Source organism: Sulfitobacter sp. 1A12779 (assembly GCF_043557315.1).
Taxonomy (GTDB): Bacteria; Pseudomonadota; Alphaproteobacteria; order Rhodobacterales; family Rhodobacteraceae; genus Sulfitobacter; species Sulfitobacter faviae.
This window is the reverse complement of the sequence record NZ_JBIFFU010000001.1, coordinates 235,664-260,139: the sequence shown is the minus strand read 5'-3', so window position 1 is coordinate 260,139 and position 24,476 is coordinate 235,664. Positions and strand designations below refer to the sequence as shown.

Annotated in this window: 23 protein-coding genes; 9 read left to right on the top strand and 14 right to left on the bottom strand. The window is 63.2% G+C overall.

Features of this window, described 5'->3' with window-relative positions:
* Positions 1 to 44: 44 nt before the first annotated feature.
* The 8 genes from ACGYLQ_RS01260 to ACGYLQ_RS01225 form a co-directional block, all read right to left on the bottom strand.
* Positions 45 to 1,637: an ABC transporter substrate-binding protein gene (locus tag ACGYLQ_RS01260; RefSeq protein WP_067262570.1), complete on the bottom strand. Its 1,593-nt coding sequence runs from the start codon at positions 1,635 to 1,637 to the stop codon at positions 45 to 47.
* A gap of 64 nt (positions 1,638 to 1,701) precedes the next feature.
* Entirely contained in the window at positions 1,702 to 2,292 is a 591-nt protein-coding gene (locus ACGYLQ_RS01255; RefSeq protein WP_394440235.1) for a helix-turn-helix domain-containing protein, read from the bottom strand.
* A 202-nt stretch (positions 2,293 to 2,494) separates the two neighbouring features.
* Positions 2,495 to 3,301 carry a metallophosphoesterase family protein gene (locus ACGYLQ_RS01250; protein WP_394439895.1) on the bottom strand — a complete coding sequence of 269 codons (807 nt, stop codon included), beginning with the start codon at positions 3,299 to 3,301 and terminating at the stop codon, positions 2,495 to 2,497.
* Positions 3,298 to 4,086 carry an ATP-binding cassette domain-containing protein gene (locus ACGYLQ_RS01245; protein WP_394439893.1) on the bottom strand — a complete coding sequence of 263 codons (789 nt, stop codon included), beginning with the start codon at positions 4,084 to 4,086 and terminating at the stop codon, positions 3,298 to 3,300. Before ACGYLQ_RS01245 ends, ACGYLQ_RS01250 begins: the two co-directional genes overlap by 4 nt.
* Entirely contained in the window at positions 4,079 to 5,053 is a 975-nt protein-coding gene (locus ACGYLQ_RS01240; protein ID WP_394439891.1) for an ABC transporter ATP-binding protein, read from the bottom strand. Before ACGYLQ_RS01240 ends, ACGYLQ_RS01245 begins: the two co-directional genes overlap by 8 nt.
* A complete protein-coding gene (locus ACGYLQ_RS01235) occupies positions 5,050 to 5,868 on the bottom strand; it encodes an ABC transporter permease (protein WP_394439889.1) in 819 nt (272 codons plus the stop codon). Before ACGYLQ_RS01235 ends, ACGYLQ_RS01240 begins: the two co-directional genes overlap by 4 nt.
* The gene (locus ACGYLQ_RS01230) at positions 5,865 to 6,809 is read right to left on the bottom strand and encodes an ABC transporter permease (RefSeq protein WP_394439887.1); all 945 of its coding nucleotides are present in this window, start codon (positions 6,807 to 6,809) and stop codon (positions 5,865 to 5,867) included. Before ACGYLQ_RS01230 ends, ACGYLQ_RS01235 begins: the two co-directional genes overlap by 4 nt.
* A gap of 50 nt (positions 6,810 to 6,859) precedes the next feature.
* Positions 6,860 to 8,347: an ABC transporter substrate-binding protein gene (locus ACGYLQ_RS01225; protein WP_394439885.1), complete on the bottom strand. Its 1,488-nt coding sequence runs from the start codon at positions 8,345 to 8,347 to the stop codon at positions 6,860 to 6,862.
* Between the two features lie 236 nt (positions 8,348 to 8,583).
* Between ACGYLQ_RS01225 and ACGYLQ_RS01220 the strand changes: the two genes are divergently transcribed.
* Positions 8,584 to 9,714 (top strand): NAD(P)/FAD-dependent oxidoreductase, encoded by a 1,131-nt coding sequence (locus tag ACGYLQ_RS01220; protein ID WP_394439884.1) that lies wholly within the window; start codon positions 8,584 to 8,586, stop codon positions 9,712 to 9,714.
* Here ACGYLQ_RS01220 and rlmN read toward each other — a convergent pair.
* Together rlmN and ACGYLQ_RS01210 are read right to left on the bottom strand one after the other, a co-directional pair.
* On the bottom strand, positions 9,711 to 10,892 hold the full coding sequence (gene rlmN / locus ACGYLQ_RS01215; protein WP_394421238.1) for a 23S rRNA (adenine(2503)-C(2))-methyltransferase RlmN: 1,182 nt from the start codon (positions 10,890 to 10,892) through the stop codon (positions 9,711 to 9,713). The genes ACGYLQ_RS01220 and rlmN overlap by 4 nt on opposite strands.
* A gap of 89 nt (positions 10,893 to 10,981) precedes the next feature.
* A complete protein-coding gene (locus ACGYLQ_RS01210) occupies positions 10,982 to 11,482 on the bottom strand; it encodes a MarR family winged helix-turn-helix transcriptional regulator (RefSeq protein WP_271688566.1) in 501 nt (166 codons plus the stop codon).
* Positions 11,483 to 11,716: 234 nt separating this feature from the next.
* On the opposite strand from ACGYLQ_RS01210, the gene ectA reads away from it, so the two are divergent.
* The 4 genes from ectA to ACGYLQ_RS01190 are packed head-to-tail and all read left to right on the top strand — an operon-like array spanning position 11,717 to position 15,435.
* Complete coding sequence (gene ectA, locus ACGYLQ_RS01205) at positions 11,717 to 12,250, top strand: diaminobutyrate acetyltransferase (RefSeq protein WP_067261582.1); 534 nt, start codon at positions 11,717 to 11,719, stop codon at positions 12,248 to 12,250.
* 52 nt (positions 12,251 to 12,302) lie between these two features.
* Positions 12,303 to 13,595: a diaminobutyrate--2-oxoglutarate transaminase gene (gene ectB / locus ACGYLQ_RS01200; RefSeq protein ID WP_394439883.1), complete on the top strand. Its 1,293-nt coding sequence runs from the start codon at positions 12,303 to 12,305 to the stop codon at positions 13,593 to 13,595.
* Positions 13,596 to 13,600: 5 nt separating this feature from the next.
* The gene (locus tag ACGYLQ_RS01195) at positions 13,601 to 13,993 is read left to right on the top strand and encodes an ectoine synthase (RefSeq protein ID WP_394439882.1); all 393 of its coding nucleotides are present in this window, start codon (positions 13,601 to 13,603) and stop codon (positions 13,991 to 13,993) included.
* Positions 13,994 to 13,998: 5 nt separating this feature from the next.
* Entirely contained in the window at positions 13,999 to 15,435 is a 1,437-nt protein-coding gene (locus tag ACGYLQ_RS01190) for an aspartate kinase (protein ID WP_067261587.1), read from the top strand.
* A gap of 301 nt (positions 15,436 to 15,736) precedes the next feature.
* Here the strand turns inward: ACGYLQ_RS01190 and ACGYLQ_RS01185 are convergent, their stop codons facing one another.
* Positions 15,737 to 16,261 (bottom strand): invasion associated locus B family protein, encoded by a 525-nt coding sequence (locus tag ACGYLQ_RS01185; protein ID WP_082851954.1) that lies wholly within the window; start codon positions 16,259 to 16,261, stop codon positions 15,737 to 15,739.
* A 186-nt stretch (positions 16,262 to 16,447) separates the two neighbouring features.
* Here ACGYLQ_RS01185 and ACGYLQ_RS01180 point away from each other — a divergent pair, with 186 nt between their 5' ends.
* Positions 16,448 to 17,428 carry an asparaginase gene (locus ACGYLQ_RS01180; RefSeq protein WP_394439881.1) on the top strand — a complete coding sequence of 327 codons (981 nt, stop codon included), beginning with the start codon at positions 16,448 to 16,450 and terminating at the stop codon, positions 17,426 to 17,428.
* 54 nt (positions 17,429 to 17,482) lie between these two features.
* On the opposite strand, the gene serB is transcribed toward ACGYLQ_RS01180, so the two are convergent.
* The gene (gene serB / locus ACGYLQ_RS01175; RefSeq protein ID WP_394414673.1) at positions 17,483 to 18,358 is read right to left on the bottom strand and encodes a phosphoserine phosphatase SerB; all 876 of its coding nucleotides are present in this window, start codon (positions 18,356 to 18,358) and stop codon (positions 17,483 to 17,485) included.
* Positions 18,359 to 18,512: 154 nt separating this feature from the next.
* Between serB and ACGYLQ_RS01170 the strand changes: the two genes are divergently transcribed.
* The 3 genes from ACGYLQ_RS01170 to ACGYLQ_RS01160 all read left to right on the top strand — a co-directional run bounded on the left by ACGYLQ_RS01170 (position 18,513) and on the right by ACGYLQ_RS01160 (position 22,231).
* Complete coding sequence (locus ACGYLQ_RS01170; protein WP_394439880.1) at positions 18,513 to 19,676, top strand: phosphoserine transaminase; 1,164 nt, start codon at positions 18,513 to 18,515, stop codon at positions 19,674 to 19,676.
* Between the two features lie 95 nt (positions 19,677 to 19,771).
* Positions 19,772 to 21,367 (top strand): phosphoglycerate dehydrogenase, encoded by a 1,596-nt coding sequence (serA, locus tag ACGYLQ_RS01165; protein ID WP_394439879.1) that lies wholly within the window; start codon positions 19,772 to 19,774, stop codon positions 21,365 to 21,367.
* A gap of 135 nt (positions 21,368 to 21,502) precedes the next feature.
* The gene (locus ACGYLQ_RS01160; RefSeq protein WP_394439878.1) at positions 21,503 to 22,231 is read left to right on the top strand and encodes a metallophosphoesterase family protein; all 729 of its coding nucleotides are present in this window, start codon (positions 21,503 to 21,505) and stop codon (positions 22,229 to 22,231) included.
* A 5-nt stretch (positions 22,232 to 22,236) separates the two neighbouring features.
* Here the strand turns inward: ACGYLQ_RS01160 and tdh are convergent, their stop codons facing one another.
* Together tdh and ACGYLQ_RS01150 are read right to left on the bottom strand one after the other, a co-directional pair.
* Complete coding sequence (tdh, locus tag ACGYLQ_RS01155; protein ID WP_394439877.1) at positions 22,237 to 23,277, bottom strand: L-threonine 3-dehydrogenase; 1,041 nt, start codon at positions 23,275 to 23,277, stop codon at positions 22,237 to 22,239.
* Positions 23,277 to 24,461 (bottom strand): glycine C-acetyltransferase, encoded by a 1,185-nt coding sequence (locus ACGYLQ_RS01150; RefSeq protein ID WP_394439876.1) that lies wholly within the window; start codon positions 24,459 to 24,461, stop codon positions 23,277 to 23,279. The genes tdh and ACGYLQ_RS01150 overlap by 1 nt, the downstream gene beginning before the upstream one ends.
* Positions 24,462 to 24,476: the final 15 nt, after the last annotated feature.

Below are 24,476 nucleotides of genomic sequence, written 5' to 3'. Positions count from 1 at the left end.
GGGGACGGCACATGATGCCGCCCCCTTTGGTCAAAGCGGCAGTGTTACTGCTTCAGGCCAACTTGGTTGAAGATGTGGCCACCCAGCGGGTGCACGACATAGTTTTCAACTTCGGGGCGCATGGTCATATAGACGACCGAATGCGCGATGGTGGCCCAAGGCGCTTGATCCTTGAAGATTTCCTGCGCTTCTTCGTAAAGCGGCGCACGCTCTTCTTGGGTCGGCAGAACCTTGGCTTTCTGGATCAGCGCGTCGAATTCCTCGTTGCACCACTGGGCGCGGTTGGATTTTTCGACACCGTCACAGCCCAGCAGAACCGCAAGGAAGTTGTCTGGGTCACCGTTGTCGCCGGTCCAACCCAGCAGCACGGCACCGTCACGGTCCTTGGACTTGGAACGCTCCAGATACTCACCCCATTCGTAGGAGACGATTTCGACATCGACGCCAACCTTGGAGAAGTCTTCCTGCATCAGCTCGGCCATACGGCGGGCGTTGGGGTTGTAGGGACGCTGAACCGGCATCGCCCAGATCTTCATCGACAGATCGCTGACGCCCTCTTCCTCAAGCATCGCCTTGGCGGCCTCGGGGTCATAATTGTCGTCTTCGATGGCGTCGTTGTAGGACCACATGGTCGGCGGCAGCGGGTTCTTGGCGATTTCGCCGGAGCCTTGGAATACCACGTCGATGATCGCCTGCTTGTCGATCGCCATGTTCAGGGCCTTGCGGACCTTGGCGTTGTCGAAGGGCGCGACCTGCGTGTTATAGGCCAGATAGCCCACGTTCAGACCTTCTTGCTCCATCACGACGATGTCTTCGGCGTCTTTCATCGCCTGAACATCAGCCGGGTTCGGATATGCCATCACGTGGCACTCACCCGCCTGCACCTTCTGGTAGCGCACGGAGGCGTCGGGCGTGATCGCGAAGATCAGGCTTTCAACCTTGGCCGCATCGCCCCAGTAGTCGTCGTTACGCAGGTAACGGATGACCGCGTCTTTCTGGTAAGCTTGGAACTTGAACGGGCCAGTGCCGATGGGCGCTTGGTTCACCATTTCAGGCGTGCCCGCTTCCATCATCGCGTCGGCATATTCCTTGGACACGATCGAAGCGAAGTCCATCGCCATATTCGCGATGAAGGGCGCTTCGGGACGGGTCAGGTTGAAGGCCACGGTGTAGTCGTCGACCTTCTCGATGCTTTCGATCAGATCGGGCATGGACATGCCGCCGTAGTATTCCCATGTGCCGCCCGAGACGGTGTGATAGGGGTTCTCTTCATTGCCCTGACGGTCAAAGCTGAAGATCACGTCGTCGGCGTTGAAATCGCGTGTCGGCGTGAACTGGTCGTTGGAGTGGAATTTCACACCTTTGCGCAGCTTGAAGGTCACGGTCATGCCGTCTTCGCTGACTTCCCAGCTTTCGGCCAGCGCGGGCACGACTTCGGTCGTGCCGACTTTGAACTCGGCCAGACGGTTGTAGATCGGGTGGCTGGAAGCGTCGAATGTGGTGCCGGCTGTGTACAGCGCGGGGTCAAAACCCTCGGGCGAGCCTTCGGAGCAATAGACCAGCGATTGGGCCGATACCGCCGAGGCCCCAAGGGCCGCCAGCATGGCACCGGTGGCCAATTTCGTTGTAAAAGACATAATATTCTCTCTCCTGGTTGGTTTGTTTCTTGGCAGCGGGGTATCCGCCGCAGGTGATACGCCCTTACGGGCGAGACGACGCGAATGCGGTGGCGACCGCCCCTTCATTCGGACGTATTCTATTGGCGCCAGCGGCCTGTTCATATTGCATCCGCCCCACCCAGAGCACGCGGGCGGGCCTGTCGGTCTTGTTGGACCACGAATGCGGGCTGCTGCCGAGGTAATGCAGGCTGTCGCCGGGCCGCATGATATGCTCCCCCCCATCAACGACCTGCGCGATCTCTCCCTCAAGGATATAGATCACCTCTTCGCCCTCATGGACGACCTCTTCCGAGGCATAGCCCGGCGGCACGTTCATGATGTAGGAGGACAGCTCATGGCCCGGGAAATCCGCGCCGATCTTTTCATATTCGATGGATGAGCCCGAAACGGCAAAGCGCGGACGTTCAGCCGCGCGGGTCAGGCTGTCTTGGGTCTTTGGCGTATAGATGAAAAAACTGACATCGACCTGAAGCGCCACCGCGATCTGCGACAGGGTGCCCAGCGAAGGCGTGGCCCGGCCCCGCTCCACCTGGCTCAGATACCCGACCGACACGCCAGAGGCTTCGCCCAACTGCTGCAAAGTCAGGGACAAACGATGACGTTGCTTGCGCATACGCGCGCCAAGCGTCGATACACTGTCGCCATTGGCAGTCAGCAAATTCACCCTCCCCGTGAACAGCGGCCCGATCTTATGCCGGGTATAGCCTTTTCATGTCTCGCTGTGTGAAATTAAAAAGGTTGAGGGTCAACAATAATTTTTTTACTGCACCGCGGCGCAGGGCGCGAGGCTGCGGCCAGCGGGGGTGGATGTCATTCTACTCAAAGGATTTTAGCTGTGCCCGGTCGATCCGCGCCAATTCAGACGCCGTCGGGTCAAGCGGGGCAAAGGAAACACTCAGCCCGCTGGGATGCCATTCGCAAATGCCGAATCCGGTCCCCTCCATAATACGCAGATCGCGAGTTTCGGTCAGATCGACAGTGGAGTGCAGCCCGTTGGAAATGACCACCGGAATGCCGTGCCAATGGCTCACCCGGTTCACATGCACATGGCCCGAGAGGATGCCCGCCACGCGCTGCCCCTTCAACATCTCGGCCAAACGCGCACTGCTCGCCCCGTCCAGGCTGCCCCATGCGAGGGCGGCGGGATCAATGCGCGGCGGGTGGTGGATCACCAAGAGTTTCGCCAGCTCGCCATGACGCTCAAGCGCGGCTTCCAAAAACTCGAACTGCGCGTCGTCCAGCGCCCCGGCCACCTTGCCCGGCACGCTGCTGTCCAACGTGATGACATGTAGATCGCCCTGCGGCGCGTCGTGGAAATAGGGCGCATCGGCCAGCCCCGGCGCAAAGACCGCGTTGAACCCATCGCGTTTGTCATGATTGCCGAGGGCCATCACCAGCGGCGCTTTCAGCGGTTCCATAATCTCGCGCACAAGGGCATAGCTTTGCTGGTCGCCGTGATTGGTCAGATCGCCACTGGCCACCACGAAATCGGGCTGGGGCTCCATCGCGTTGATCACCTCCACCACGCGGCGCAGGGTGGCGGGCGTGTCGCTGTGCAGATGCGGGTCGGCCAAATCGGGATGCGAGATATGCAGGTCGGTCAGGTGGACGAAACGGGTCATGGGCGTACTCCTGCGGCTGTCAGCAGGGTTTTCGTATAAGGGTGCTCGGGGCTGCGCAACACATCTGCCGCCGCACCGCTTTCCAAGGTCTTGCCATGCTGTAGCACCAGCACCCGGTCGCAGATCGAGCCGACCACCGCAAGGTCGTGGCTGATAAAGAGCATGCCGAGGCCCAGATCATCCTGCAGGTCCATCAGAAGGTTGAGAATTTGCGCCTGTACCGAGACATCGAGGGCCGAGACTGCCTCATCCGCGACCAACAACGCGGGGCGGGTGACGATGGCCCGCGCGATTGCGATGCGCTGGCGCTGTCCGCCAGAGAACTCATGCGGATATTTGCCCGCGTCCGCGGCATGCAGCCCGACCTGCCCCAAGGCTTCGGCGATGCGGCGGGGGATATCCTCGGTCTCACCATTGGCGCGCAGCGGCTCGGCGATGGACCAGCCGACACGGCGGCGCGGGTTGAGCGAGCCAAAAGGGTCTTGGAACACCATCTGAAAATCGCGCCGCAGGCTGCGCAGTTCTTGCCCCCCGAGCCCATGCAGATCGCGCCCCCGAAACAGCACCGCGCCCGCGTCCGGACGCTCAAACGCCATGATCAGCCGCGCCAGAGTGGATTTGCCCGAGCCACTTTCCCCGACCACGCCCAAAGTCTCCCCGGCGTGCAGCGAAAAGGAGGCGTTTTCCAAAGCCGTCAGCACTGGCGGGGCACGCAGCAGACTTTGGCGCGGCAGTTTGTAGCGGCGGGTCAGGTTGCGGACCTCTAAAAGCGGCGCGTCAGTCATGGCACCCCTCCGTCAGCAGGTGGCAGGCGGCGGCACGGCCCGCGTCGCTCTGCACGAAGGCCGGGCGCTGCGCGGCGCACTGGGGCAGTTCCACCGGGCAGCGCCCCGCAAAACGGCAGCCCTGCGGCAGCCCCTGCAGCGGCGGAACCGCGCCAGGAATGGTCGGCAGCCTGCGCCGTTTTCCTTGTGCATCCCGCCCCGCCACGCCCAGATCGGGCCGCGCACCCAAGAGCCCCTTGGTATAGGGATGGGCAGGTGTGCCCAGCACCTCTGCCGTGCGGCCCTGCTCGACCATATCGCCCGCATACATCACCACGATGTCCTCGGTCGCCCGCGCCACGGCGGCGAGGTCATGGCTGATGAAAACCAGCGCCATCTGCCGCTCCCGCGCGAGCCGTTGCAGCAGGTCGGTGATCCGCAGCGCCACATTGGCGTCGAGCGCGGTTGTCGGCTCATCCGCGATCAGCAGCATCGGGTTGCAGGCCAGCGCCAGCGCGATCAGCACCCGCTGGCGCTGGCCGCCGGACATCTCATGCGGGAACTGCCGCAGGCGACGGTCGGGATCGGGAATGCCCACTTCTTCGAACAGGCTCAGGGCGCGGGCACGGGCGGCGCTGCGTGTCAGCCCGTCATGCAGCAACATCGGCTCCATCACCGTGTCGCCCACCCGCCGCAGCGGGTTCAGCGCCGCCATCGGTTCCTGAAACACCATCGCCACGCGGCGGCTGCGCAGCCTCTGCCAATCGCGCTCAGACGCGGCGGCCATGTCCTGCCCGTCGATGCGTAGCTGCCCGGTCAACCGCGCGCTTTCGGGCGCCATGCCCATCAGACAAAGCGCCAGCAGCGTCTTGCCCGAACCGCTTTCGCCCACAACTCCCAAACGGTCGCCGCGCTCGATCACCAGATTGGCGTCGCGCAGGGCGGCGGCAGTGCCGAAATGGATCGAAAGATTGCTAAGCTCAATCATCGCGCGCGCACCAGTCGGGGATCGGTGATGTCGCGCAGCCCGTCGCCCAGAAGGCCAAAGCCCAGCACGGCCACGACGATGCACAGCCCCGGATAGATCGCCAGTTGCGGGGCGAGATACATCAGCGTCTGCGCCTCCGACAGCATCCGCCCCCAGCTCGAGGCGGGCGGCTGCGCGCCGAGGCCGAGATAGCTCAGCGCCGCTTCGGCAAGGATCGCCACCGCGAATTCGATGGTCGCCTGCACGATCACCGCCGCGGCGATGTTGGGCAGGATATGATCGCGGCTGATCGCGAAGCGCCCGCGCCCGGCGGCCCGCGCAGCGGCGACATAATCGCGCGTCCAGATCTGGTTCGCCGAGGCGCGGGTGACGCGGGCGAAGATGGGAATGTTGATGAAGGAGATCGCCAGCACTGCATTGGTCAGCGAAGGTCCGAAAACCGCCGCCAGCATGATCGCGAACAACAGCGCCGGAAAGGCAAAGCCCAAGTCGGCGAGCCGCATCACCGCATCCTCAACCCAGCCACCGAGTGCGGAGGCCAGAAGCCCCAGCCCCACGCCAATGCTGCCACCCAAGAGCACCGCCACCAGTGCCACGGTCATCGAGTTGCGCGCCGCCGCCATCAGCTGCGCCACCACGTCACGGCCCAACTGATCGGTGCCCAGCCAATGGGTTTGGGACGGCGGCGCGAACTTGGTGCCGATCGACATCGCCTGCGGGTCATGCGGGGTCCAGACGAGCGACAGCGCCGCCACCCCGACCACGAGGCTCACCAGCAGCGCCCCCAGCAGGAAATTCGCCGGAAGCCGCCTCATGCCCGCGCCTTCAACCGGGGGTCGATGACAACGTAGAGCAGATCGACCACGAAATTCGCCGTCACCACGATGGCGGCAAAAAGCATCACCAGCGCCTGCACCGTGGGCAGATCGCGGTTGGCGATGGATTGAAAGATCAGCCGCCCCAGACCGGGCAGGTAGAACACATTCTCGATCACGATGGTCCCGGTCACCAATGCGGCGAACTGCATGCCAACGATGGTCACGATCGGCACCAGCGCATTGGGCAGCACATGCCGCCAGAGCACCCGTTGTCGAGACAGGCCGCTGGCGCGGGCGGTGCGCACGAAATCCTGCCGCATCACCTCCAGCGCCGAAGAGCGCGTGACCCGCGCCAGTACCGCCGATTGCACCAACGCCAGCGCCACCGTGGGCAGGATGAGCGAGCGCAGCGCCGCCCCCGGATCGTCCCAGCCGGCAAAGCCACCCGGCGGCAGCCAGCGCAGCTTCACGGCAAAGAGCATGACCAGCAGAATTGACAGCCAGAAGGCGGGGACGGCGATGCCAAGCTGGCTCAGAAACATCACCCCCCAATCCCCCGCGCGCCCATGCTGCGCCGCCGCCGTGATGCCAAGGCCCAGCGCCAGCACCAGCGTCACCAGCATCCCCGCCACCGCGAGAGAGATCGTCATCGGCAGGCGTTCGGCAATGAGTTCCGAAACCGGCACGCGAAACGAATGACTGAGGCCAAAGTCCCCCTGCGCCGCGTTCCAAACCCAAGCAAGGTACCGCGTCGCCAGCGGCTCGTTAAGCCCGAGCTGTTCGCGCAGCGCCGCGATGGCATCCTCGCTCGCGTCCATGCCAAGGATGGTCAACGCCGGATCGCCCGGCAGCACGTTCATCACGGCAAAGACCACGAGCGAGACGGCGAGCAGGGTCAGCACGAAACCGAGCGTGCGGCGGAAGAGGAAATAGGCCACGAAGTCAGGTCCAAAAGCCGCGCCACCGGGGGCACCGCGGCCGTTTCAGGTCAGTCGGCGATGCGCACGTTCTTCAGCGGCATGTAGAGCACGGGCGAGGAGGACCAGTAGCCTTCGACCTCTTGGCGGAAGACGCCCAGGAGAGGCAGCTGGAACAGGAAGCCATGCACCGACTGGTCGGACAGCATCTGCTGGCCCTGCTTGAGCAGTTCGTTGCGCGCCTCGGGATCAACCTCAGTTTGGATCTTCTCCCACAGGGCGGTCATCTCGGCATTGTCGTAGCCGTAGAAATAATCCGGGCCGCGGGCGAAATTGCCCATGTCATTGGGGCTGGTGTGGGCGATGATGGTCATGTCGTAGTTCTTCTTCTTGTAGACCTCATCGATCCAGAAGCCCCATTCGACATTCTCGACCTTGGCGTCGATCCCGGCCTCCGACAGTTGGTTCTGGATGATCTCGGCCGAGCGTGTGGCGTAAGGGAACGGCGGCACGCGCAGGGTCATGGTGGCCCCCGCGACCCCCGCCGCCTCGAACATCTCCTCGGCCTTGGCACTGTCATGCGGATAGGCGTCCGTCAGGTCGACATAGGCGGTGCCATGCGGCGGGTAGAAGCTGCCGATCGGCACGGCTTGGCCATACATCGCGCCCTCGATGATCTCATCGCGGTCGATGGCGGTGGCCACGGCGCGGCGCACCTCGACATTGTCGAAAGGCGGCTTGGCGTTGTTCATGGCAAGGATCACCTCGCCCTCGGTCGAGCCGACGTTGACGCGGAAGCGCGGGTCGGCCTCGAACTGCGGCAGCAGTTCCGGCGCGGGGAAGCCGGGGAAAGCGTCGAGTTCTTCAGCCATCATCGCCGCGGTGGCGGCGGCCGGGTCTGAGATGAAGCGGAAGACCACCTTGTCGAGCGCCACCTCGGCCGCATCGCGGTGATCGGGGTTCTTGACCAGCGTCAGCCGGTCGCCGCGGGTCCAGCTGTCGAACTTGAAGGGGCCGGAGCCCACCGGGTTGGCGTTGTTGGTCTCCACGCTTTCCGAAGCCACGATGGCGCTGTCGCCCTGCCCCATGTTGAACAGGAAGAAGGCATCCTTGTTCGTGAGCGTGATCTCGACCGTTTGGGGATCCACGGCCTTGACGCTTTCGATCGGCTCGAAAATGTCCTTCGACGGGTTCACGCTGTCTTCACCCATGGCGCGGTCGAAGGAATAGACGACATCCTCGGCGTCCAGCGTGCTGCCGTCGTGGAAGGTCACGCCTTCGGCCAGTGTGAAGGTATAGGTCAGCCCGTCATCCGACACCTCCCAAGAGGTCGCGAGATTAGGCTGCACTTCCCCGTTCTCGGCCACGGTGGTCAGCGATTCGAAGACGTTTTGCGTCATCATGCTGTCGATGGAGGCGGTGGCATCCGCCGTGGGATCGAGCGACGTAGGCTCCTGCTGCATGCCGATGACAAGCTCGGCAGCGGCGGAAGCCGAGGCCATCAGGCCAAAGGCCAGCGTCAGCGCGGGAAGGGTTTTGGAAAGGGTCAGTTCGGACATGGGGCAGCACTCCTGTGGGTCGGGGCGTGTTCGGCATCACCGCATGCGCCCTTTGTGACAGACTGCGCCGGGCGGGGGCGTTCGGTCAACGGCTTTGCCGCGCCGGACGAAAATTTCATGCAATTGCAACAATATGGCGGATTTATCCGATTGCCCGCAGGGGCAGAGGCGGACCGCGCTTCGGCCCTTTTGCCCCGCCGCGGGCGGTGCTAGCCTCAGCGCAGAGAGGGCAGAGTATGAACAATTCAACAACAGGTTTCGATTGCATCGTGATCGGTGCGGGCATAGCGGGCGCTTCAATCGCCGCTGAACTGTCCAGCGACCGCCGGGTGCTGCTGCTGGAGCGCGAAAGCCAGCCGGGCTATCACACCACGGGCCGCTCCGCCGCGCTGTTTACCGTGACCTATGGGCCTGAGGTGATCCGCGCCCTCTCCCGCGCTTCTGCCGCTTTCTTTCACGACCCTGCCAGCCCGCATCTGGCGCATCCGCTGCTGGAACCCCGCGGCGCGGTCTTCGTCGCGCGGCAGGACCAGCAAGGATCGCTCGCCCGCACTGCTGAGGAGTTGTGCCCCCATGTCACCCCGCTGAGCGGGACCGAGGTCGAGACGCGCGTGCCGCTGCTGCGCAAAGGCTATGCCACCGGCGGGCTGCAGGACACTTCGGCGGCGGATATCGACGTGAACGGGCTGCATCAGCATTACCTCAAGACCTTCCGCGTGACGGGCGGCGTTTTGCAAACCAAGGCCGAGGTGCAAGCGCTTCGCAAAGAGGGTGACTGGCAGGTCGACACGAACCAAGGCACCTTCCACGCCCCGGTGATCGTCAATGCCGCAGGGGCTTGGGCGGATGAGATCGCCACGCTGGCCGGGTTGAAACCTGCGGGCCTCACCCCGAAACGCCGCACGGCGCTGACGGTGGCCCCGCCCGCGGGCATGGTGCCGGACCGTTGGCCGATGGTGGTGGATATCGACGAGCAGTTCTACCTCAAGGCCGATGCGGGCAAGCTGCTGATTTCGCCCGCCGATGCCACGCCCTCGCCGCCCTGCGACGCGCAGCCCGAGGAACTGGATATCGCGATCTGCATCGACCGGATCGAAACCGCCTTCGACTTGGAGCGCCCGCGCATCGAAAGCCGCTGGGCCGGGCTGCGCAGCTTCCTCCCCGATGGCGATCCGGTGGCGGGGTTCGATCCCGAGGGAGAGGGTTTCTTTTGGCTCGCCGGTCAGGGCGGCTACGGCATCCAGACCGCCCCGGCGCTGGCGCGCGCGGCGGCGGCATTGGTGCGGGGTGAGGAAATCCCCGGCGACATCGCCGCCGAGGGTGTCACTGCAGAAGCGCTGGCACGGGACCGCGCGGGGCTGGCTTAACCGCCCATCCCCGCCTCGGCCTCGATCTGCTTGCGCGACTTGCGCGCGCGTTCGGTCGCCGATTTTAGCTGACCGCAGGCCGCCATGATGTCCTCGCCCCGCGGGGTGCGAATGGGCGAGGCATAGCCGGCCTGATAGATGATGTTGGCAAAAGCCCGGATGCGGTTGTTCGACGACCGCTCATAGGGCGAGCCGGGCCATTCATTGAAGGGAATGAGGTTGATCTTGGCCGGGATGCCCTCGATCAGCTTGACCAAACGATGCGCGTCCTCGTCGCTGTCGTTCACGTCCTTCAGCATCACGTATTCAAAAGTGATCCGCTCGGAATTGCTGACCTTGGGGTAGGCTTTGAGCGCCTCCAGCAGCGCCTCAATGTTCCAACGCTTGTTGATCGGCACCAGCTTGTTGCGCACCTCGTCGGTGGTGGCGTGGAAGGACACGGCCAACTGGCAGCCGATCTCGGCGGCGGTGCGGTGAATCTCGGGCACGACGCCGGAAGTCGACAGCGTGATGCGGCGGCGCGACAGCTGGATGCCTTCGGGGTCCATCGCGATCTTCATCGCGTCGCGCACGTTCTCGAAGTTGTAGAGCGGCTCGCCCATGCCCATAAGCACGATATTGCTCAAAAGCCGAGTTTCATCCTTTGGCGCGCCGATTTCAGGCCATTCGCCCAGATCGTCACGCGCCACCATAACCTGACCGATGATCTCCCCTGCCGTGAGGTTGCGGACCAGCTTCTGCGTGCCGGTGTGGCAGAAGGAGCAAGTCAGCGTGCAGCCCACTTGACTGGATACACAAAGCGTGCCGCGCCCCTCTTCGGGGATGTAAACCACCTCGACCTCATGACCGCCCGCGATCCGCACGAGGTATTTGCGGGTGCCATCCTCGCTCACCGCACGGGTCACCACCTCGGGCACTTCGATCACAAATTTCTCAGCCAATTGAGCGCGGTAGCCCTTGGCGAGGTTGGTCATCGCGTCGAAATCCCGCACGCCCCACTGGTAGATCCACTGCCAAATCTGCCCCACACGCATCTTCGCTTGTTTCTCGGGCGTGCCATGGGCGATCAGCGCGTCGCGCATGGCGTCGCGGGTCAGGCCGACAAGGTTGATCGGCCCTTCGGGCAGCTTACGGGGAAGGGTCATCACGTCTTGGGTGATGGGCGCGGAAGCGGACATTTCAAAGACTCACTGGCTAGGGATGGGTCTCTATATAAGAAAAGGCGCGATTTGCAAAAGGGTTTGGCCGCCGAGGTCTGGGACCGCGCTCAATAGGTCTTCTTGCTTGTGCGCAACTCCCCCGTCGCGAGAACCGGCGCGGCATCCAGACTGTCCACGTTCAACATCGCCGCCACACGCTCCAACGACGACACCAGCTGCGCCTGCTCCCAATCGGCGAGATCCGCAAAGGCGCGGACGTAGCGCTGTTGCAGCGCATCGGGGGCTTCTTCCAACACATCCTCGCCTTGGGTGGTCAAGGTGATGTTGGTCTGGCGACGGTCCTGCGCCGAAGGCTGGCGCGAGACCAAGCTGCGCGCCACCAGCTTGTCGACCAAGGCGGTCACGGTGGCTTGGCTCACACCCATCTGATTGGCGAGGGTCTTGGCCGTCGGGTCTTTCTTCTCTCCCACGATCTGCAAAACGCGCAGCTGCGCAGGGGTCACCCCCGCGGCCTGCGCCAGATCGCGGGCATAGAGTTCGGTGGCCCGCAAAATGCGGCGCAAAGCGATCAGACTTTCGTCGACCCGGTCGGGATGTTTCTGCGTCATGGTGCATCATTGCACATTGGCGGCATTCTCAGCAATCGCTCAAAACCTGCCCGATCGCTTAGTATAGCTAAGCGAAGCCGCCTAATTTCGTTCGGAAAACGAAACAAATATGCACAGTTCTATGGCGCTTAAATCACGCTATAAGCGCATCTTGAAGTAATTTGCTTTGATTGTTGAAGTATCATCGCGCATGACTTATTTAGCCTATCGAAACAATCAGGGAGCCACGAACGGATGCAGAATAAACTCGACATGAAAAAAGCCCGCACACCCAAGCTGCGCAAGCCCAATGCCGAGGACGGAGCCGCCATCTGGCGGTTGATTCGCGACTGTAAACCGCTCGACGAAAATTCGCTCTATGCGAACCTGATCCAAGCCGACCACTTCCGCGACACCTGCGTGGTGGCCGAGTTGGACGGTGATATCGTGGGCTGGATCTCCGGCCATATGATCCCTGCCCAAGATGCTTTCTTTGTCTGGCAGGTCGCCGTCAGCCCCAAGGCCCGTGGCCTTGGTCTGGGGAAAACCATGCTGATGGAACTGGTGAACCGGGATGAGACCGAGGACGCCAAGACCCTCAAAACCACGATCACCCGCGACAACGACGCCTCTTGGGGGCTGTTCCGCAGCTTTGCGAACCACATCGGCGGCGATCTTTCCGATGCGCCCCACTTTACCAAAGACGCCCACTTCGAGGGCGCGCATGACACCGAACATATGGTGACAATCACGCTGCCCGAGGCCGCCGCGCTGAAACGCGCCGCGTAAACCGCAGCTGACAATTCACACGACAGACTCTCTAGAAGAGAAAGGAATTCCTATGCCTAAGGACATGGCACAGAACACGACCATCTTTACCCGCCGCGAGAGCGAAGCCCGCTCCTACTGCCGCGGTATGAACGCCGTTTTCACCCGCGCCAGCGGCTCGGAAATGTTCGATGGCGAAGGCAACCGCTACATCGACTTCCTCGCCGGCTGCTCCTCGCTGAACTACGGGCACAATGACCCGGACATGAAGCAGGCGCTGGTGGAGCATATCACCGCGGATGGCATCGCCCACGGCCTCGACTTTCATAGCGAGACCAAGGCGGCCTTCCTCGAAGCCTATGAGGAGAAAATCCTCAAGCCGCGCGGCATGAACTATAAGGTTATGATGACCGGCCCGACCGGCACCAATGCCGTCGAAGCCGCGATCAAGCTGGCGCGCAAGGTAACAGGCCGCACCAACGTGATCTCTTTCACCAACGGTTTCCACGGCATGACCATGGGCGCGCTGGCGCTGACTGGCAACAAAGGCAAACGCGGCGGCGCGGGCGGCGGCTCGCTGGCCGATGTCACCCACATGCCCTTCGAAGGCGCATTGGGCGAGAACGTGGACACGCTTGAGATGATCGACGCGATGCTGTCGAACCCCTCCTCGGGCATCGACGCGCCCGCGGCCTTTATCTTTGAGCCGATCCAAGGCGAAGGCGGGTTGAACGCGGCCTCCGACGCATGGATGCAGGGCATCGAAAAGATCGCCCGCAAACATGGTGCGCTGCTGATCGTCGACGACATTCAGGCGGGCTGTGGCCGTTCGGGGAGCTTCTTTTCCTTTGAGGCATCCGGCATCAAGCCTGACATGATCACCCAAGCGAAATCGCTTTCCGGCTTTGGCCTGCCCTTCGCGGCCCTGCTGATCGCGCCGGAGCATGACATCTGGAAGCCCGCCGAGCACAACGGCACCTTCCGCGGCAACACCCATGCCTTCGTCACCGCCCGCGTCGCGATTGAGAAGTTCTGGTCTGATGACACCTTCGAAAAGTCGCTGGCCGAGAAAGCCGTGCTGCTGACCACTGCGCTTAAGGATGTGGCCGATCTGGTCGACGGCGCCACGCTGAAAGGCCGCGGCCTGATGCAGGGCGTCGACGTCGGCTCAGGCGAGCTGGCCGGTGCGATCTGCGCGCGTGCCTATGAATTGGGCCTTGTGATCGAAACATCGGGCGCGAACGACGAGATCGTAAAATATCTTGCCCCGCTCACCACGCCGGAGAAGGTTATGCGCGAAGGCTTTGATATCCTTCTTCAAGCGACCCGCGATGTGACGGGCAACATGAAACTGGCAGCGGAGTAATACCGATGATTGTACGCGATTTTAACAAACTTCAGGGCACAGACCGTCACGTGGCGGATGCGAATTGGACCTCCACACGGATGCTTCTGGCCGATGACGGGATGGGGTTTTCCTTCCACATCACCGTGCTTGAGGCCGGGTCGGAACACACGTTCCACTACAAGCATCACTTCGAGAGCGTCTATTGCATGAAGGGCAAAGGCTCGATCACCGATCTTGCCACCGGCGAGACGCATGAGATCACCCCCGGCGTGATGTACGCCCTGAACCTGAACGACAAACACACCCTGCGCGCAGAGGAAGAATTGCACATGGCGTGCTGCTTCAACCCGCCGGTCACCGGCAACGAAGTGCACCGCGAAGATGGTTCCTATGCGCCTGCCGAGGAGGTCGCTTAAGTTTTATGACTCAACCGTCCCACACTGTCGAAAAAATCGGCGGGACGTCCATGTCCCGCGTGAACCAACTCAAAGATACGCTCTTTGTCGGTGACCGTAAGGGCGCGGACATCTATGGGCGCGTCTTCGTGGTCTCCGCCTTTGGCGGGATCACGAACCTGCTGCTGGAGCATAAGAAATCCGGCGAGCCGGGCGTTTACGCCCATTTGGCCAATGCCAGCAACGATCACGGCTGGCACGAGGCGCTGACCCGCGTCTCGGCCGAGATGCAGCGCGTGCACCGCGAGGTGCTGGAGCATCCCGGTGACATCGAACAGGCCGACGCCTTTGTCTCCGAGCGCACCCATGGTGCCCGCAACTGCCTGATTGACCTACAGCGCCTCTGCGCCTATGGCCACTTCCGCCTGTCGGAACACATGTTGCAAATCCGCGAGTTGCTGTCCGGTCTGGGCGAGGCGCATTCCGCCTTCGTCACCACAATCCTGCTGCAACGCGCTGGCGTGAACGCCCGTTTCGTCGACCTCTCGGGGTGGCGTGACGAGGGCAATGTGACCCTCGATGAGCGCATCGCGCAGGCGATGGAGGGCATCGACCCTCATACGGAAATGCCCATCGTCACAGGCTACGCGCAATGCGCCGAAGGTCTGATGCGCGAGTTCGACCGCGGCTATTCCGAGGTGACATTCTCCAAGCTCGCCGCTCTCACCGGCGCGCGGGAGGCGATCATTCACAAGGAATTCCACCTGTCGTCCTGCGACCCGAAGCTTGTCGGTGAACATGCCGTCAAGAAGATCGGCCGCACCAACTACGACGTGGCGGATCAGCTGTCGAACATGGGAATGGAGGCGATCCACCCCAAGGCGGCCAAGACCCTGCGCCAAGCCGACGTGCCGCTGCGCGTGACCAATGCTTTCGAGCCCGAAGACCCCGGCACGCTGATCGATGACCGTCAGGCCGAAGCGCCCGCGGTGGAAATCGTGACCGGTCTGGACATCGTCACGCTTGAACTGTTCGAGCAGGACATGGTCGGCGTCAAAGGCTATGACACCGCGATCCTCGACGTACTGACACGCCACAACGTGCGGATTGTCTCGAAAGTCTCGAACGCCAATACGATCACCCATTATCTGGACGCTTCGCTGAAAACGATGCGCCGGGTGGAGAAGGATCTGGCCGAGATTTACCCCACCGCCGAGATCACCACCCGCACGCTGTCCATGGCCTCGGTCATCGGGCGCGATCTGAACGGTCTCTCGGTGCTGCAACGGGGCCTCGTGGCCATCGCAGAGGCTGGCGAGACGGCGATCGGCGCGAGCCAAGGGCCGCGCAACGTGGACGTGCAGTTCATCGTCGAGCGGGAGAGCTTGCAACCGGTGATCAAGGCGCTGCACGGCGCGTTTATCGAGGAAGAGGTGGCGGCGCCGCTCTCGCGGGCGGCCTGACATCGGAATATACGACGTATCCTTAGCCGCGGCTCCCGAAAGGAAGCCGCGGCTTTTTCGTGCGAGGGCCATCGCCTGCCCGCGGGTCTGCGAACCAACATATTTTCGATACCACTTGATGCTTCAATCATGGTGTAAGCCCTGCGAAGTCACACACAGCCTCACCAAATCGCCTACCCGTGGGGCGGGCAGGCGATGGCCCGGCGCCTGCGGCTTGCCCCGGGCCCGGGTGGCACGTTCACCCCAAACAAAAACGGCCCCGCAATCGCGAGGCCGTCCCAAACTCTCAAGTCTCAGAGGCTCACCCCCCGCAGCGCTTCTCCGCATCTTCAACCGCAGCGGTGAAGCCCAGAAGCGAGAAGGTGTCCTTGGTCTGCGTCCCGCGCGAAGACTTGCCGACCAGCGTCGCATCCGCACCGCGTTTCATCGCGGCGATGATCTTGGCGTCATCCGCCGTTGTCGCGGGCCACGCCCATTCGCCTTCGGTGAACAGCTCATAGGTATTGCCCGAAATGCTCATCGTCACGGTCGAGCCCGAGGCGAAAGGATAGCCGCCGGTGAAAGCAACCTGACCCTTGGCCTCTGCCGAAGGGCGGTAGAATACCATCAGCAATGTCTGGCCCCGGTTCACAGCCACGACACGCCCATCGCGCGTGTTGACCACTTCCTTAGGCGTCGAGACGCCCCAGCATTCTGTCGGGTTATCTTCTACAAAGACGCTCCAGTCGGTCTTGGCAGCCACCCGGTTGGTGCTCTGCTCCTGCGCCACTGCGCCGCTCGCCACAAGGGCGAGCGCCCCAAGTGCAAGACCACATGTCTTCATCATTCCCATCTGTCCAGCCTCCAGCCGTCCTTGACCTCAACACGTCCACAGACCCCAACCGGGCAACCTCGGGCGGGTTGCTCTCTTGCGGGTGTCTGTTATCTGTTCGACACCAACCACAATAACGGCAAACGCGCGACCGACGAAACCCTGATTGGCAGGTTTTCGCCCAGAAACAGGATGAACCTCATGACCAAAGCAGCCCCCTTTGCGGAAATCTGGCGCGGACCCTTTCTGGAAAGCGTGCATTCCGGTCACGCCGTGATCTGCGACGCCAGCGGCCAGATCGTCGAGGCTTGGGGCGACCCGGAAAAGGTCATTCTGCCGCGCTCGTCTTCCAAGATGATCCAAGCGCTGCCGCTGATCAATTCCGGCGCGGCGGACAAGGCGGGGCTGAGCACCGAGCAACTGGCGCTGGCCTGCGCCTCGCACCAAGGGGCCGCCATCCACACCGACCGGGTGGGCGTCTGGCTCGACACGCTGGGTCTGGACGACGACGCCTTTCGCTGCGGCCCGCAGGAGCCCGCCGACCGCGACGCGATGGAGGGGCTGATCCGCGCCCATGAGAAACCCTGCCAGATCCACAACAACTGCTCGGGCAAACACGCAGGCTTCCTGACGCTGAACCAACATCTGGGTGGCGGTGCGGATTACGAAAAGCCAGAGCACGCGGTGCAAAAAGCCTGCCTTGAAGCTTTCGAGACGGTCACCCAAGAAACCTCCCCCGGCTATGGGATCGACGGCTGCTCGGCCCCGAATTACGCTTGCACCCTGCACGGTATGGCCCGCGCCATGGTCCATTTCGCCGCCGCGCCCGAAGGCTCTGCCGAGGCGCGCCTGCACGAAGCCATGCGCCTGCACCCCGAACTCGTCGCGGGCGAAGGCCGTGCCTGCACAGAACTGATGCGGGCGATGGACGGCAAGGTCGCCTTGAAGACCGGGGCCGAAGGCTTCTTCATCGCCATCTGGCCCGAGCGCAAACTGGGCATCGCATTGAAAGCCGCCTGCGGCACCACCCGCGCCGCCGAATGTGCGATCACCGCGCTGATGGTCAAACTGGGGGCGCTGGACGCCAACCACCCCGCCGCGCTCAAGCGGATGAACGCGCCGATCAAGAACTGGCGCGGGCTTGAAACCGGGATGCTGAAACCAGCGGCGGGGCTGCTTTAAGCCACTCGCGCTGCCGCTTGGATGAAACGAAGCGGCAGTGCCACGCGGGCAGGCTCAGCCCGCAAATTCGCTACGCGCATAGCCCTGCACGAACAGCAGCGCGGTCAGATCGCCAAAATTGATGCGGATGTCACATTCCGCCGCGACAGAAGGCTTTGCATGTAGCGCCACGCCCATGCCCGCGCGCCCCAACATGCCCAGATCATTGGCCCCATCACCCACGGCGATGACCTGATCCTCGGTGATCCCCAGCTTTGCCGTAATCTCTTCCAAGGCAGTCACCTTGGCCTCACGCCCAAGGATCGGCAGCCCCACATCGCCCGTCAGCGCGGCCTGTTCAACCAGCAGCGTATTGGCGCGATTCTCATCAAAGCCCAGCATCTCGGCCACTTTGGCAGTAAAGGCGGTGAACCCGCCCGAGACCAGTGCGGCATAGCCGCCATTGGCCTTCATCGTGCCCACCAGCGCCCCGCCGCCGGGCATCAGGGTGATCCGCTCAGCCAAGACCTTGTCGATCACGCTGGCTTCCAGACCTTTAAGCAGGCCGACCCGTTCGCGCAGGGCGCCGTCGAAATCCAACTCACCGTTCATGGCGCGGGCCGTGATCTCTTTCACGCGCTCCCCGACGCCTGCTTCATCGGCCAATTCGTCGATACATTCTTGCTGGATCATCGTGCTGTCCATATCGGCCAGCAGCATCTTCTTGCGGCGGCCCTCTGTCGGCACGATCACCAGATCGACCCCCATGGACTGGCAGCTTTCCCAGACATCCCAACGGTTTTCCGGCATCTGGGCCAGCGAAAACTCCGCCGCCTCATCCGGGGCCAGCCAAAGCGCGTCGCCCCCGCCCCAAGCATTGCGCAGGCTTTCCACCAGCGCGGGGTCGAGGCTGGGGTTGGTGGGGGAGGTCAACAAGATTGCCGTGAACATAAGTTTCCGATCCGCATCATTCGCGCCGCGCAAAGCGACATGACCGGCGTCCTAGCGTCATTTTGCGACTTGCACCAGCCCGGCCTCCCCGCGTATCCCGGCAAGTGGGACACCCTTCCCCAACGAAGGGCGAATATCTGAGAGGGTAGCATCAATGGCTATTGAACAACCGGCACCGCGCCCGGAAGCGAAACCTGTTGCCGTACCGGCAAACCCGCGTTTCTCCTCCGGCCCCTGCGCCAAAATCCCCACATTCGATCTGACCAAGCTTGGCGATGCCCCGCTGGGCCGCAGCCACCGTGCCGCGCCCGGCAAGGCCAAGCTCGCGCAGGCGATCGAGACCACCCGCGAAGTGCTTGGCGTGCCCGCCGACTACCGCATCGGCATCGTGCCCGCCTCCGACACCGGCGCTTTCGAGATGGCCATGTGGTCGCTCCTGGGCGAACGGCCCGCCGAGATGGTCGCTTGGGAAAGCTTCGGCGCGGGCTGGGTCACCGATGTGGTCAAGCAGCTGAAGATCGAGGCGCAGGTCCACACCGCCGAGTATGGCGAGATCGTCGACATGGCCGCGCTGAACTATGACAACGACGTCTGCTTTACCTGGAACGGCACGACCTCCGGCGTGCGCGTACCGACCGGCGACGTGATCCCGGCGGACCGCGCGGGGCTCACGCTCTGCGACGCGACCTCTGCCGCCTTCGCGCAGGACCTGCCGTGGGACAAGCTCGATGTGACAACCTTCTCTTGGCAGAAGGTGCTGGGCGGCGAAGCAGCGCATGGCATGCTGATCCTGTCCCCCCGCGCCGTGGAACGGCTGGAGAATTACACCCCCGCGTGGCCGCTGCCCAAGATCTTCCGCCTGACCAAGGGCGGTAAGCTGAACGAGGGCATCTTCCGCGGCGAGACGATCAACACGCCGTCGATGCTCTGCGTCGAGGATTACCTGCTGGCGCTGGACTGGGCCAAATCCGTGGGCGGCCTGAAAGGCCTGATCGCGCGGGCGGATGCCAACACCAAGGCCGTGGCCGATTTCGTCGAAGCGCATGACTGGATCGACTTCCTCGCCACCGATCCCGCGACACGCTCCAACACCTCGGTCTGCCTGAAGTTCACCGACGACCGCATCGAAGACGGCGCCGCCTTTGCCAAGGCCGTGGCCAAGCGGCTGGCGGATGAGGGCGCAGCGCTCGACATCGGCGCCTACCGCGATGCCCCTCCGGGCCTGCGCATCTGGTGTGGTGGCACGGTCGAGACGGCGGACATCGAAGCGATGCTGCCTTGGCTCGAATGGGCTTTTGAAGCCGAAATCAACGCGTGACGCGATGGTGCGCGAGGATCGCGCACCCTACTCCCCCCTCTCGTCGGCTGCGCGTTTCTGCGCACCGCTGACCCCGTTTATGAAGGACCAGAGAAATGGCCCCCAAAGTACTCATCTCCGACAAACTCTCCGAAGCTGCTGTTCAGATCTTCCGCGACCGCGGCATCGACGTGGATTTCCAACCCGATCTGGGCAAGGACAAAGACAAGCTGGCCGAGATCATCGGCAACTATGATGGCCTCGCCATCCGCTCGGCCACCAAGGTGACGGAAAAGATCCTCGCCAACGCGCCGAACCTTAAGGTGATCGGCCGCGCGGGCATCGGCACCGACAACATCGACAAGGAAGCCGCCTCGAAACAGGGTGTGATCGTGATGAACACGCCCTTCGGCAACATGATCACCACCGCGGAGCACGCCATCGCGATGATGTTCGCCGTGGCGCGGCAGATTCCTGAGGCAAGCGCCTCCACCCATGCGGGCAAATGGGAGAAGTCCAAGTTCATGGGCGTCGAGCTGACCGGCAAAACGCTGGGCGTGATCGGCGCGGGCAACATCGGCGGCATCGTCTGCGACCGCGCGCGGGGCCTCAAGATGAAGGTCGTGGCCTATGACCCCTTCTTGGGCGAAGAAAAGGCTGAGAAGATGGGCGTCGAGAAGGTCGAGTTGGACGAACTTCTCTCCCGCGCCGACTTCATCACCCTGCACGTGCCCTACACCGAGCAGACCGCGAATATCCTGAGCCGCGAGAACCTCGAAAAAACCAAGCCCGGCGTGCGCATCATCAACTGCGCCCGCGGCGGTCTGGTGGACGAGGAAGCGCTGGCCGACCTGCTGAAGTCGGGCCATGTGGCGGGCGCGGGCTTCGACGTGTTTGCAGAGGAACCGGCCAAGGAGAACCCGCTCTTCAATCTGCCCAACGTGGTCTGCACCCCGCACCTCGGTGCCGCGACCACCGAAGCGCAGGAGAACGTCGCCCTGCAAGTGGCCGAGCAGATGTCCGACTACTTGCTCACGGGTGCCGTGACCAACGCGCTCAACATGCCCTCGGTCACCGCCGAGGAAGCCAAGGTCATGGGGCCGTGGGTCAAGCTGGCTGGCCATCTCGGCGCTTTCATTGGCCAGATGACCGACGAGCCGATCAAGGCGATCAACATCCTCTACGACGGTTCGGTCGCCAAGATGAACCTCAAGGCGCTGAACTGCGGCGTCGTGGCGGGCATCATGAAACGCGCCAACCCGGACGTGAACATGGTCTCCGCCCCCGTGGTCGCGCGTGAAAAGGGCATCCAGATCTCCACCACCAACCAGGACAAATCCGGCGTCTTCGACGGCTACGTCAAGGTGACCGTGGTGACCGAGAAGCGCGAGCGCTCCATCGCGGGCACCGTCTTCTCGGACGGCAAGCCGCGCTTCATCCAGATCAAGGGCATCACCATCGACGCCGAGATCGGGGAGCACATGCTCTACACCACCAACGAAGACGTGCCGGGCATCATCGGCACACTGGGCCAGACCATGGGCGAGAACGGCGTGAACATCGCCAACTTCACCCTTGGCCGCCACACCGCCAAGGGCGAGGCGATTGCCCTGCTCTATGTCGATGATCAGGTGCCCGAGACGGTGATCGGCAAGCTGCGCGACACCGGCATGTTCCGGCAGATCAAGCCGCTGCAATTCGACGTGGTCTAAGGCCCGCACGACCTGCACAATCTGGAAGCGCCCCCTCGTGGGGCGCTTTTGCTTTTAGGGCATTGTCGGGCCTAAGCCTTCCCTTCCCCGCCGCTTTGCGGCATCACGAGGGGGTGCAGAAGGACAGGAACGATCATGCCCAGCCCCATCTATGCCATCGGAGACATCCACGGTTACGCCGCCGAGCTTGAGCGCGTTTTGACCTTGATCGAAGAAGACGGCGGGCCGGAGGCGCAGATCGTCTTTCTGGGTGATTACACCGACCGCGGCCCCGACAGCAAAGCGGTGATTGAGCGGCTGGCCCAAGGCAAGGCCGAGGGCCGCAACTGGACCTTCCTGATGGGCAATCACGACCGGATGTTCAGTTGGTTCATGGAGGATTTCCCCCGCCACGATCCGCTTTTGCTGGTAGAGCTTAACTGGCTTAACCCGCGTTTGGGCGGGGATACGACGCTGGGGTCCTACGGGGTTTCGGTCAGCGGGCGCGACCGGATGTCAGAGGTGCATGAGAAAGCCCGCGCAGAGGTGCCGCAGAGCCATGTGGATTTCCTCAAGACCCTCGCCCTGTCACATCAAACGCCCGACCTGTTCTTTGCCCATGCGGGCATCCGCCCCGAGGTGCCGCTGGACGATCAGCGCGAGAATGATCTGCTGTGGATCCGCAAGGAGTTTCACCAACACACCGCGCCCCACCCCAAGGTGATCGTCCACGGCCACACGCCGGTCGACAGCGCCATGCACTATGGCAACCGGGTGAACCTCGACACCGGGGCGGGCTATGGCAAACCGCTCTGCGCAGCGGTGTTCGAAGGGGAGGACGTTTGGGTCCTCACGCAACAGGGGCGCAATCGCCTGCGCCCCTGAGTGGCTCAGTTCCAGTCCAGCACCACCTTGCCCGACCGCCCCGATTTCATCGCGGCGAACCCCTGTTCGAAGTCATCCACCCCGAAGCGGTGGGTGATAATCCCCGAGACGTCCAGCCCGTTCTCCAACATTGCGATCATCTTGTACCAGGTCTCGAAAATCTCGCGGCCATAGACGCCCTTGATGGTGATCGCCTTAAAGACGATGCGGCTCCAGTCCACCGGCGACTTGCCCGGCGGGATTCCCAGCATGGCGATGCGCCCGCCCATGGTCATCGCCTCCACCATCTGGTCCAGCGCCTGCTGGTTGCCCGACATCTCAAGCCCGACGTCAAAACCCTGCTTCATCTTCAGCCGCGGGATCACATCGGCCAAGTCCTCCTCGGCCACGTTCACCGGCACCACGTCGGCGACTTTCTCGGCCAGCGCCAGCCGGTCGGGGTTCACATCCGTGATCACCACATGCCGCGCGCCGACGTGACGCGCCACCGCGGCGGCCATGATGCCGATCGGCCCCGCGCCGGTGATCAGCACGTCCTCGCCCACCAGATCGAAGCTGAGCGCAGTATGCACCGCGTTGCCCAAGGGATCGAGGATCGCGCCGATGTCGTCGGAAATCTCGTCCGGCAGCGGCACCACGTTGAAGGCGGGCAGCTTGAGGTATTGCGCAAAGGCCCCCTGCTCGTTCACCCCAATGCCCCGCGTCGCGGGATCGAGGTGGAACTTGCCCGCCCGGCTTTGCCGCGACTGCTTGCCGATCAGATGCCCCTCGCCCGAGCAGCGCTGGCCGATCTCCAGCCCTTCGACATTGCGGCCCAGCTCCACGATCTCGCCGGCGAATTCATGGCCTGTGATCAGCCCCACCGGCACGGTCCCGGCGGCCCAGTCGTCCCAGTTCCAGATATGGATATCGGTGCCGCAGATGCCGGTCTTGTTGATCTTGATCAGCACGTCCTCGGGGCCGACCTCGGGCACCGGCGCATGGGTCATCCACAGCCCCTCGCGGGGGTGCAGCTTGGCCAGTGCCTTCATCTCGTTCGTCGCCATCAGATCACCCCGCAGGCCTTGCCGGCCGTCTCGAAGGCTTTCAGCGCGCGGTCGAGCTGTTCGCGCGTCAGGGCCGCATTCATCTGGGTGCGGATGCGCGCCTGACCGCGCGGCACCACCGGGAAGAAGAAGCCCGAGACATAGACGCCTTCCTCAAAGAGCTTGGCGGCCATGTCCTGCGCCAGCTGCGCCTCGCCCAGCATCACGGGGACGATGGGATGCTCTCCGGGCAGCAGGTCAAAGCCCAACTTCTCCAGCCCCGCGCGCCAGTATTTCGTATTCTCGAAAAGGCGTGCACGCAGATCATCGCCGTCTTCGACCAGTTCCAGCGCCCGGATGCCGGCGCGCACGATGGAGGATGGCAGCGAGTTCGAGAACAGATAGGGCCGCGCGCGCTGGCGCAGCAGATCGATCACCGGCTGCGGCCCGGCGATATAGCCGCCGATCGCCCCGCCGAGCGCCTTGCCCAGCGTGCCTGTCACGATGTCGACCTTCACCCCGTGATGCGCCGGGGTGCCCGCGCCCTTTGGCCCCATGAAGCCGGTGGAATGGCAATCGTCGACCATCACCAGCGCCTCGTATTTCTCGGCCAGTGCCACGATCTCGGGCAGTTTGGCAAGGTAGCCGTCCATCGAGAAGACCCCATCGGTGGCGATCATGATGAAGCGCGCGCCGTCCTCGCGGGCTTGTTTCAGGTTGGCCTCCAGATCCTCCATGTCGCTGTTGGCATAACGGTAGCGCTTGGCCTTGCAGAGCCGGATGCCATCGATGATCGAGGCATGGTTCAGCGCGTCTGAAATGACCGCATCTTCCGGCCCCAGCAGCGGTTCGAAGAGCCCACCGTTGGCGTCGAAACAGGCAGCGAAGAGGATCGAATCGTCATGGCCCAGGAAGCTGGCCAGCTTCTGCTCCAACTCGCGGTGAATGTCCTGCGTGCCGCAGATGAAACGGACCGAGGCCATGCCAAAGCCCTTCTCGTCCATCGCTTCCTTGGCGGCGGCGATGAGCTCGGGGTGATCGGCGAGGCCGAGGTAGTTGTTGGCGCAAAGGTTGATGACTTCGCGGTCGCCCACTGCGATCTCGCCGCCCTGCGGGGTGGTGATGAGCCGCTCGCGCTTCATCATGCCCTCGGCGTCGATCTCGGACAGGGTGTCGGTGACATGGGACAGAAATGCTTGGGTCATGAGGCTCTCCTTTTC

What these genes read in the sequence shown, in the direction of transcription:
- ACGYLQ_RS01170 (WP_394439880.1), top strand. Translation starts at nt 18,513, where the DNA reads ATGGCTATTGAACAACCGGCACCGCGCCCGGAAGCGAAACCTGTTGCC.
- ACGYLQ_RS01210 (WP_271688566.1), bottom strand. Translation starts at nt 11,482, where the DNA reads ATGACGCAGAAACATCCCGACCGGGTCGACGAAAGTCTGATCGCTTTG.
- ectA (WP_067261582.1), top strand. Translation starts at nt 11,717, where the DNA reads ATGCAGAATAAACTCGACATGAAAAAAGCCCGCACACCCAAGCTGCGC.
- ACGYLQ_RS01185 (WP_082851954.1), bottom strand. Translation starts at nt 16,261, where the DNA reads ATGATGAAGACATGTGGTCTTGCACTTGGGGCGCTCGCCCTTGTGGCG.
- ACGYLQ_RS01195 (WP_394439882.1), top strand. Translation starts at nt 13,601, where the DNA reads ATGATTGTACGCGATTTTAACAAACTTCAGGGCACAGACCGTCACGTG.
- ACGYLQ_RS01180 (WP_394439881.1), top strand. Translation starts at nt 16,448, where the DNA reads ATGACCAAAGCAGCCCCCTTTGCGGAAATCTGGCGCGGACCCTTTCTG.
- ACGYLQ_RS01150 (WP_394439876.1), bottom strand. Translation starts at nt 24,461, where the DNA reads ATGACCCAAGCATTTCTGTCCCATGTCACCGACACCCTGTCCGAGATC.
- ACGYLQ_RS01190 (WP_067261587.1), top strand. Translation starts at nt 13,999, where the DNA reads ATGACTCAACCGTCCCACACTGTCGAAAAAATCGGCGGGACGTCCATG.
- ACGYLQ_RS01250 (WP_394439895.1), bottom strand. Translation starts at nt 3,301, where the DNA reads ATGACCCGTTTCGTCCACCTGACCGACCTGCATATCTCGCATCCCGAT.
- ACGYLQ_RS01225 (WP_394439885.1), bottom strand. Translation starts at nt 8,347, where the DNA reads ATGTCCGAACTGACCCTTTCCAAAACCCTTCCCGCGCTGACGCTGGCC.
- ectB (WP_394439883.1), top strand. Translation starts at nt 12,303, where the DNA reads ATGCCTAAGGACATGGCACAGAACACGACCATCTTTACCCGCCGCGAG.
- ACGYLQ_RS01235 (WP_394439889.1), bottom strand. Translation starts at nt 5,868, where the DNA reads ATGAGGCGGCTTCCGGCGAATTTCCTGCTGGGGGCGCTGCTGGTGAGC.
- tdh (WP_394439877.1), bottom strand. Translation starts at nt 23,277, where the DNA reads ATGGCGACGAACGAGATGAAGGCACTGGCCAAGCTGCACCCCCGCGAG.
- rlmN (WP_394421238.1), bottom strand. Translation starts at nt 10,892, where the DNA reads ATGTCCGCTTCCGCGCCCATCACCCAAGACGTGATGACCCTTCCCCGT.
- ACGYLQ_RS01255 (WP_394440235.1), bottom strand. Translation starts at nt 2,292, where the DNA reads ATGCGCAAGCAACGTCATCGTTTGTCCCTGACTTTGCAGCAGTTGGGC.
- serA (WP_394439879.1), top strand. Translation starts at nt 19,772, where the DNA reads ATGGCCCCCAAAGTACTCATCTCCGACAAACTCTCCGAAGCTGCTGTT.
- serB (WP_394414673.1), bottom strand. Translation starts at nt 18,358, where the DNA reads ATGTTCACGGCAATCTTGTTGACCTCCCCCACCAACCCCAGCCTCGAC.
- ACGYLQ_RS01245 (WP_394439893.1), bottom strand. Translation starts at nt 4,086, where the DNA reads ATGACTGACGCGCCGCTTTTAGAGGTCCGCAACCTGACCCGCCGCTAC.
- ACGYLQ_RS01260 (WP_067262570.1), bottom strand. Translation starts at nt 1,637, where the DNA reads ATGTCTTTTACAACGAAATTGGCCACCGGTGCCATGCTGGCGGCCCTT.
- ACGYLQ_RS01220 (WP_394439884.1), top strand. Translation starts at nt 8,584, where the DNA reads ATGAACAATTCAACAACAGGTTTCGATTGCATCGTGATCGGTGCGGGC.
- ACGYLQ_RS01160 (WP_394439878.1), top strand. Translation starts at nt 21,503, where the DNA reads ATGCCCAGCCCCATCTATGCCATCGGAGACATCCACGGTTACGCCGCC.
- ACGYLQ_RS01240 (WP_394439891.1), bottom strand. Translation starts at nt 5,053, where the DNA reads ATGATTGAGCTTAGCAATCTTTCGATCCATTTCGGCACTGCCGCCGCC.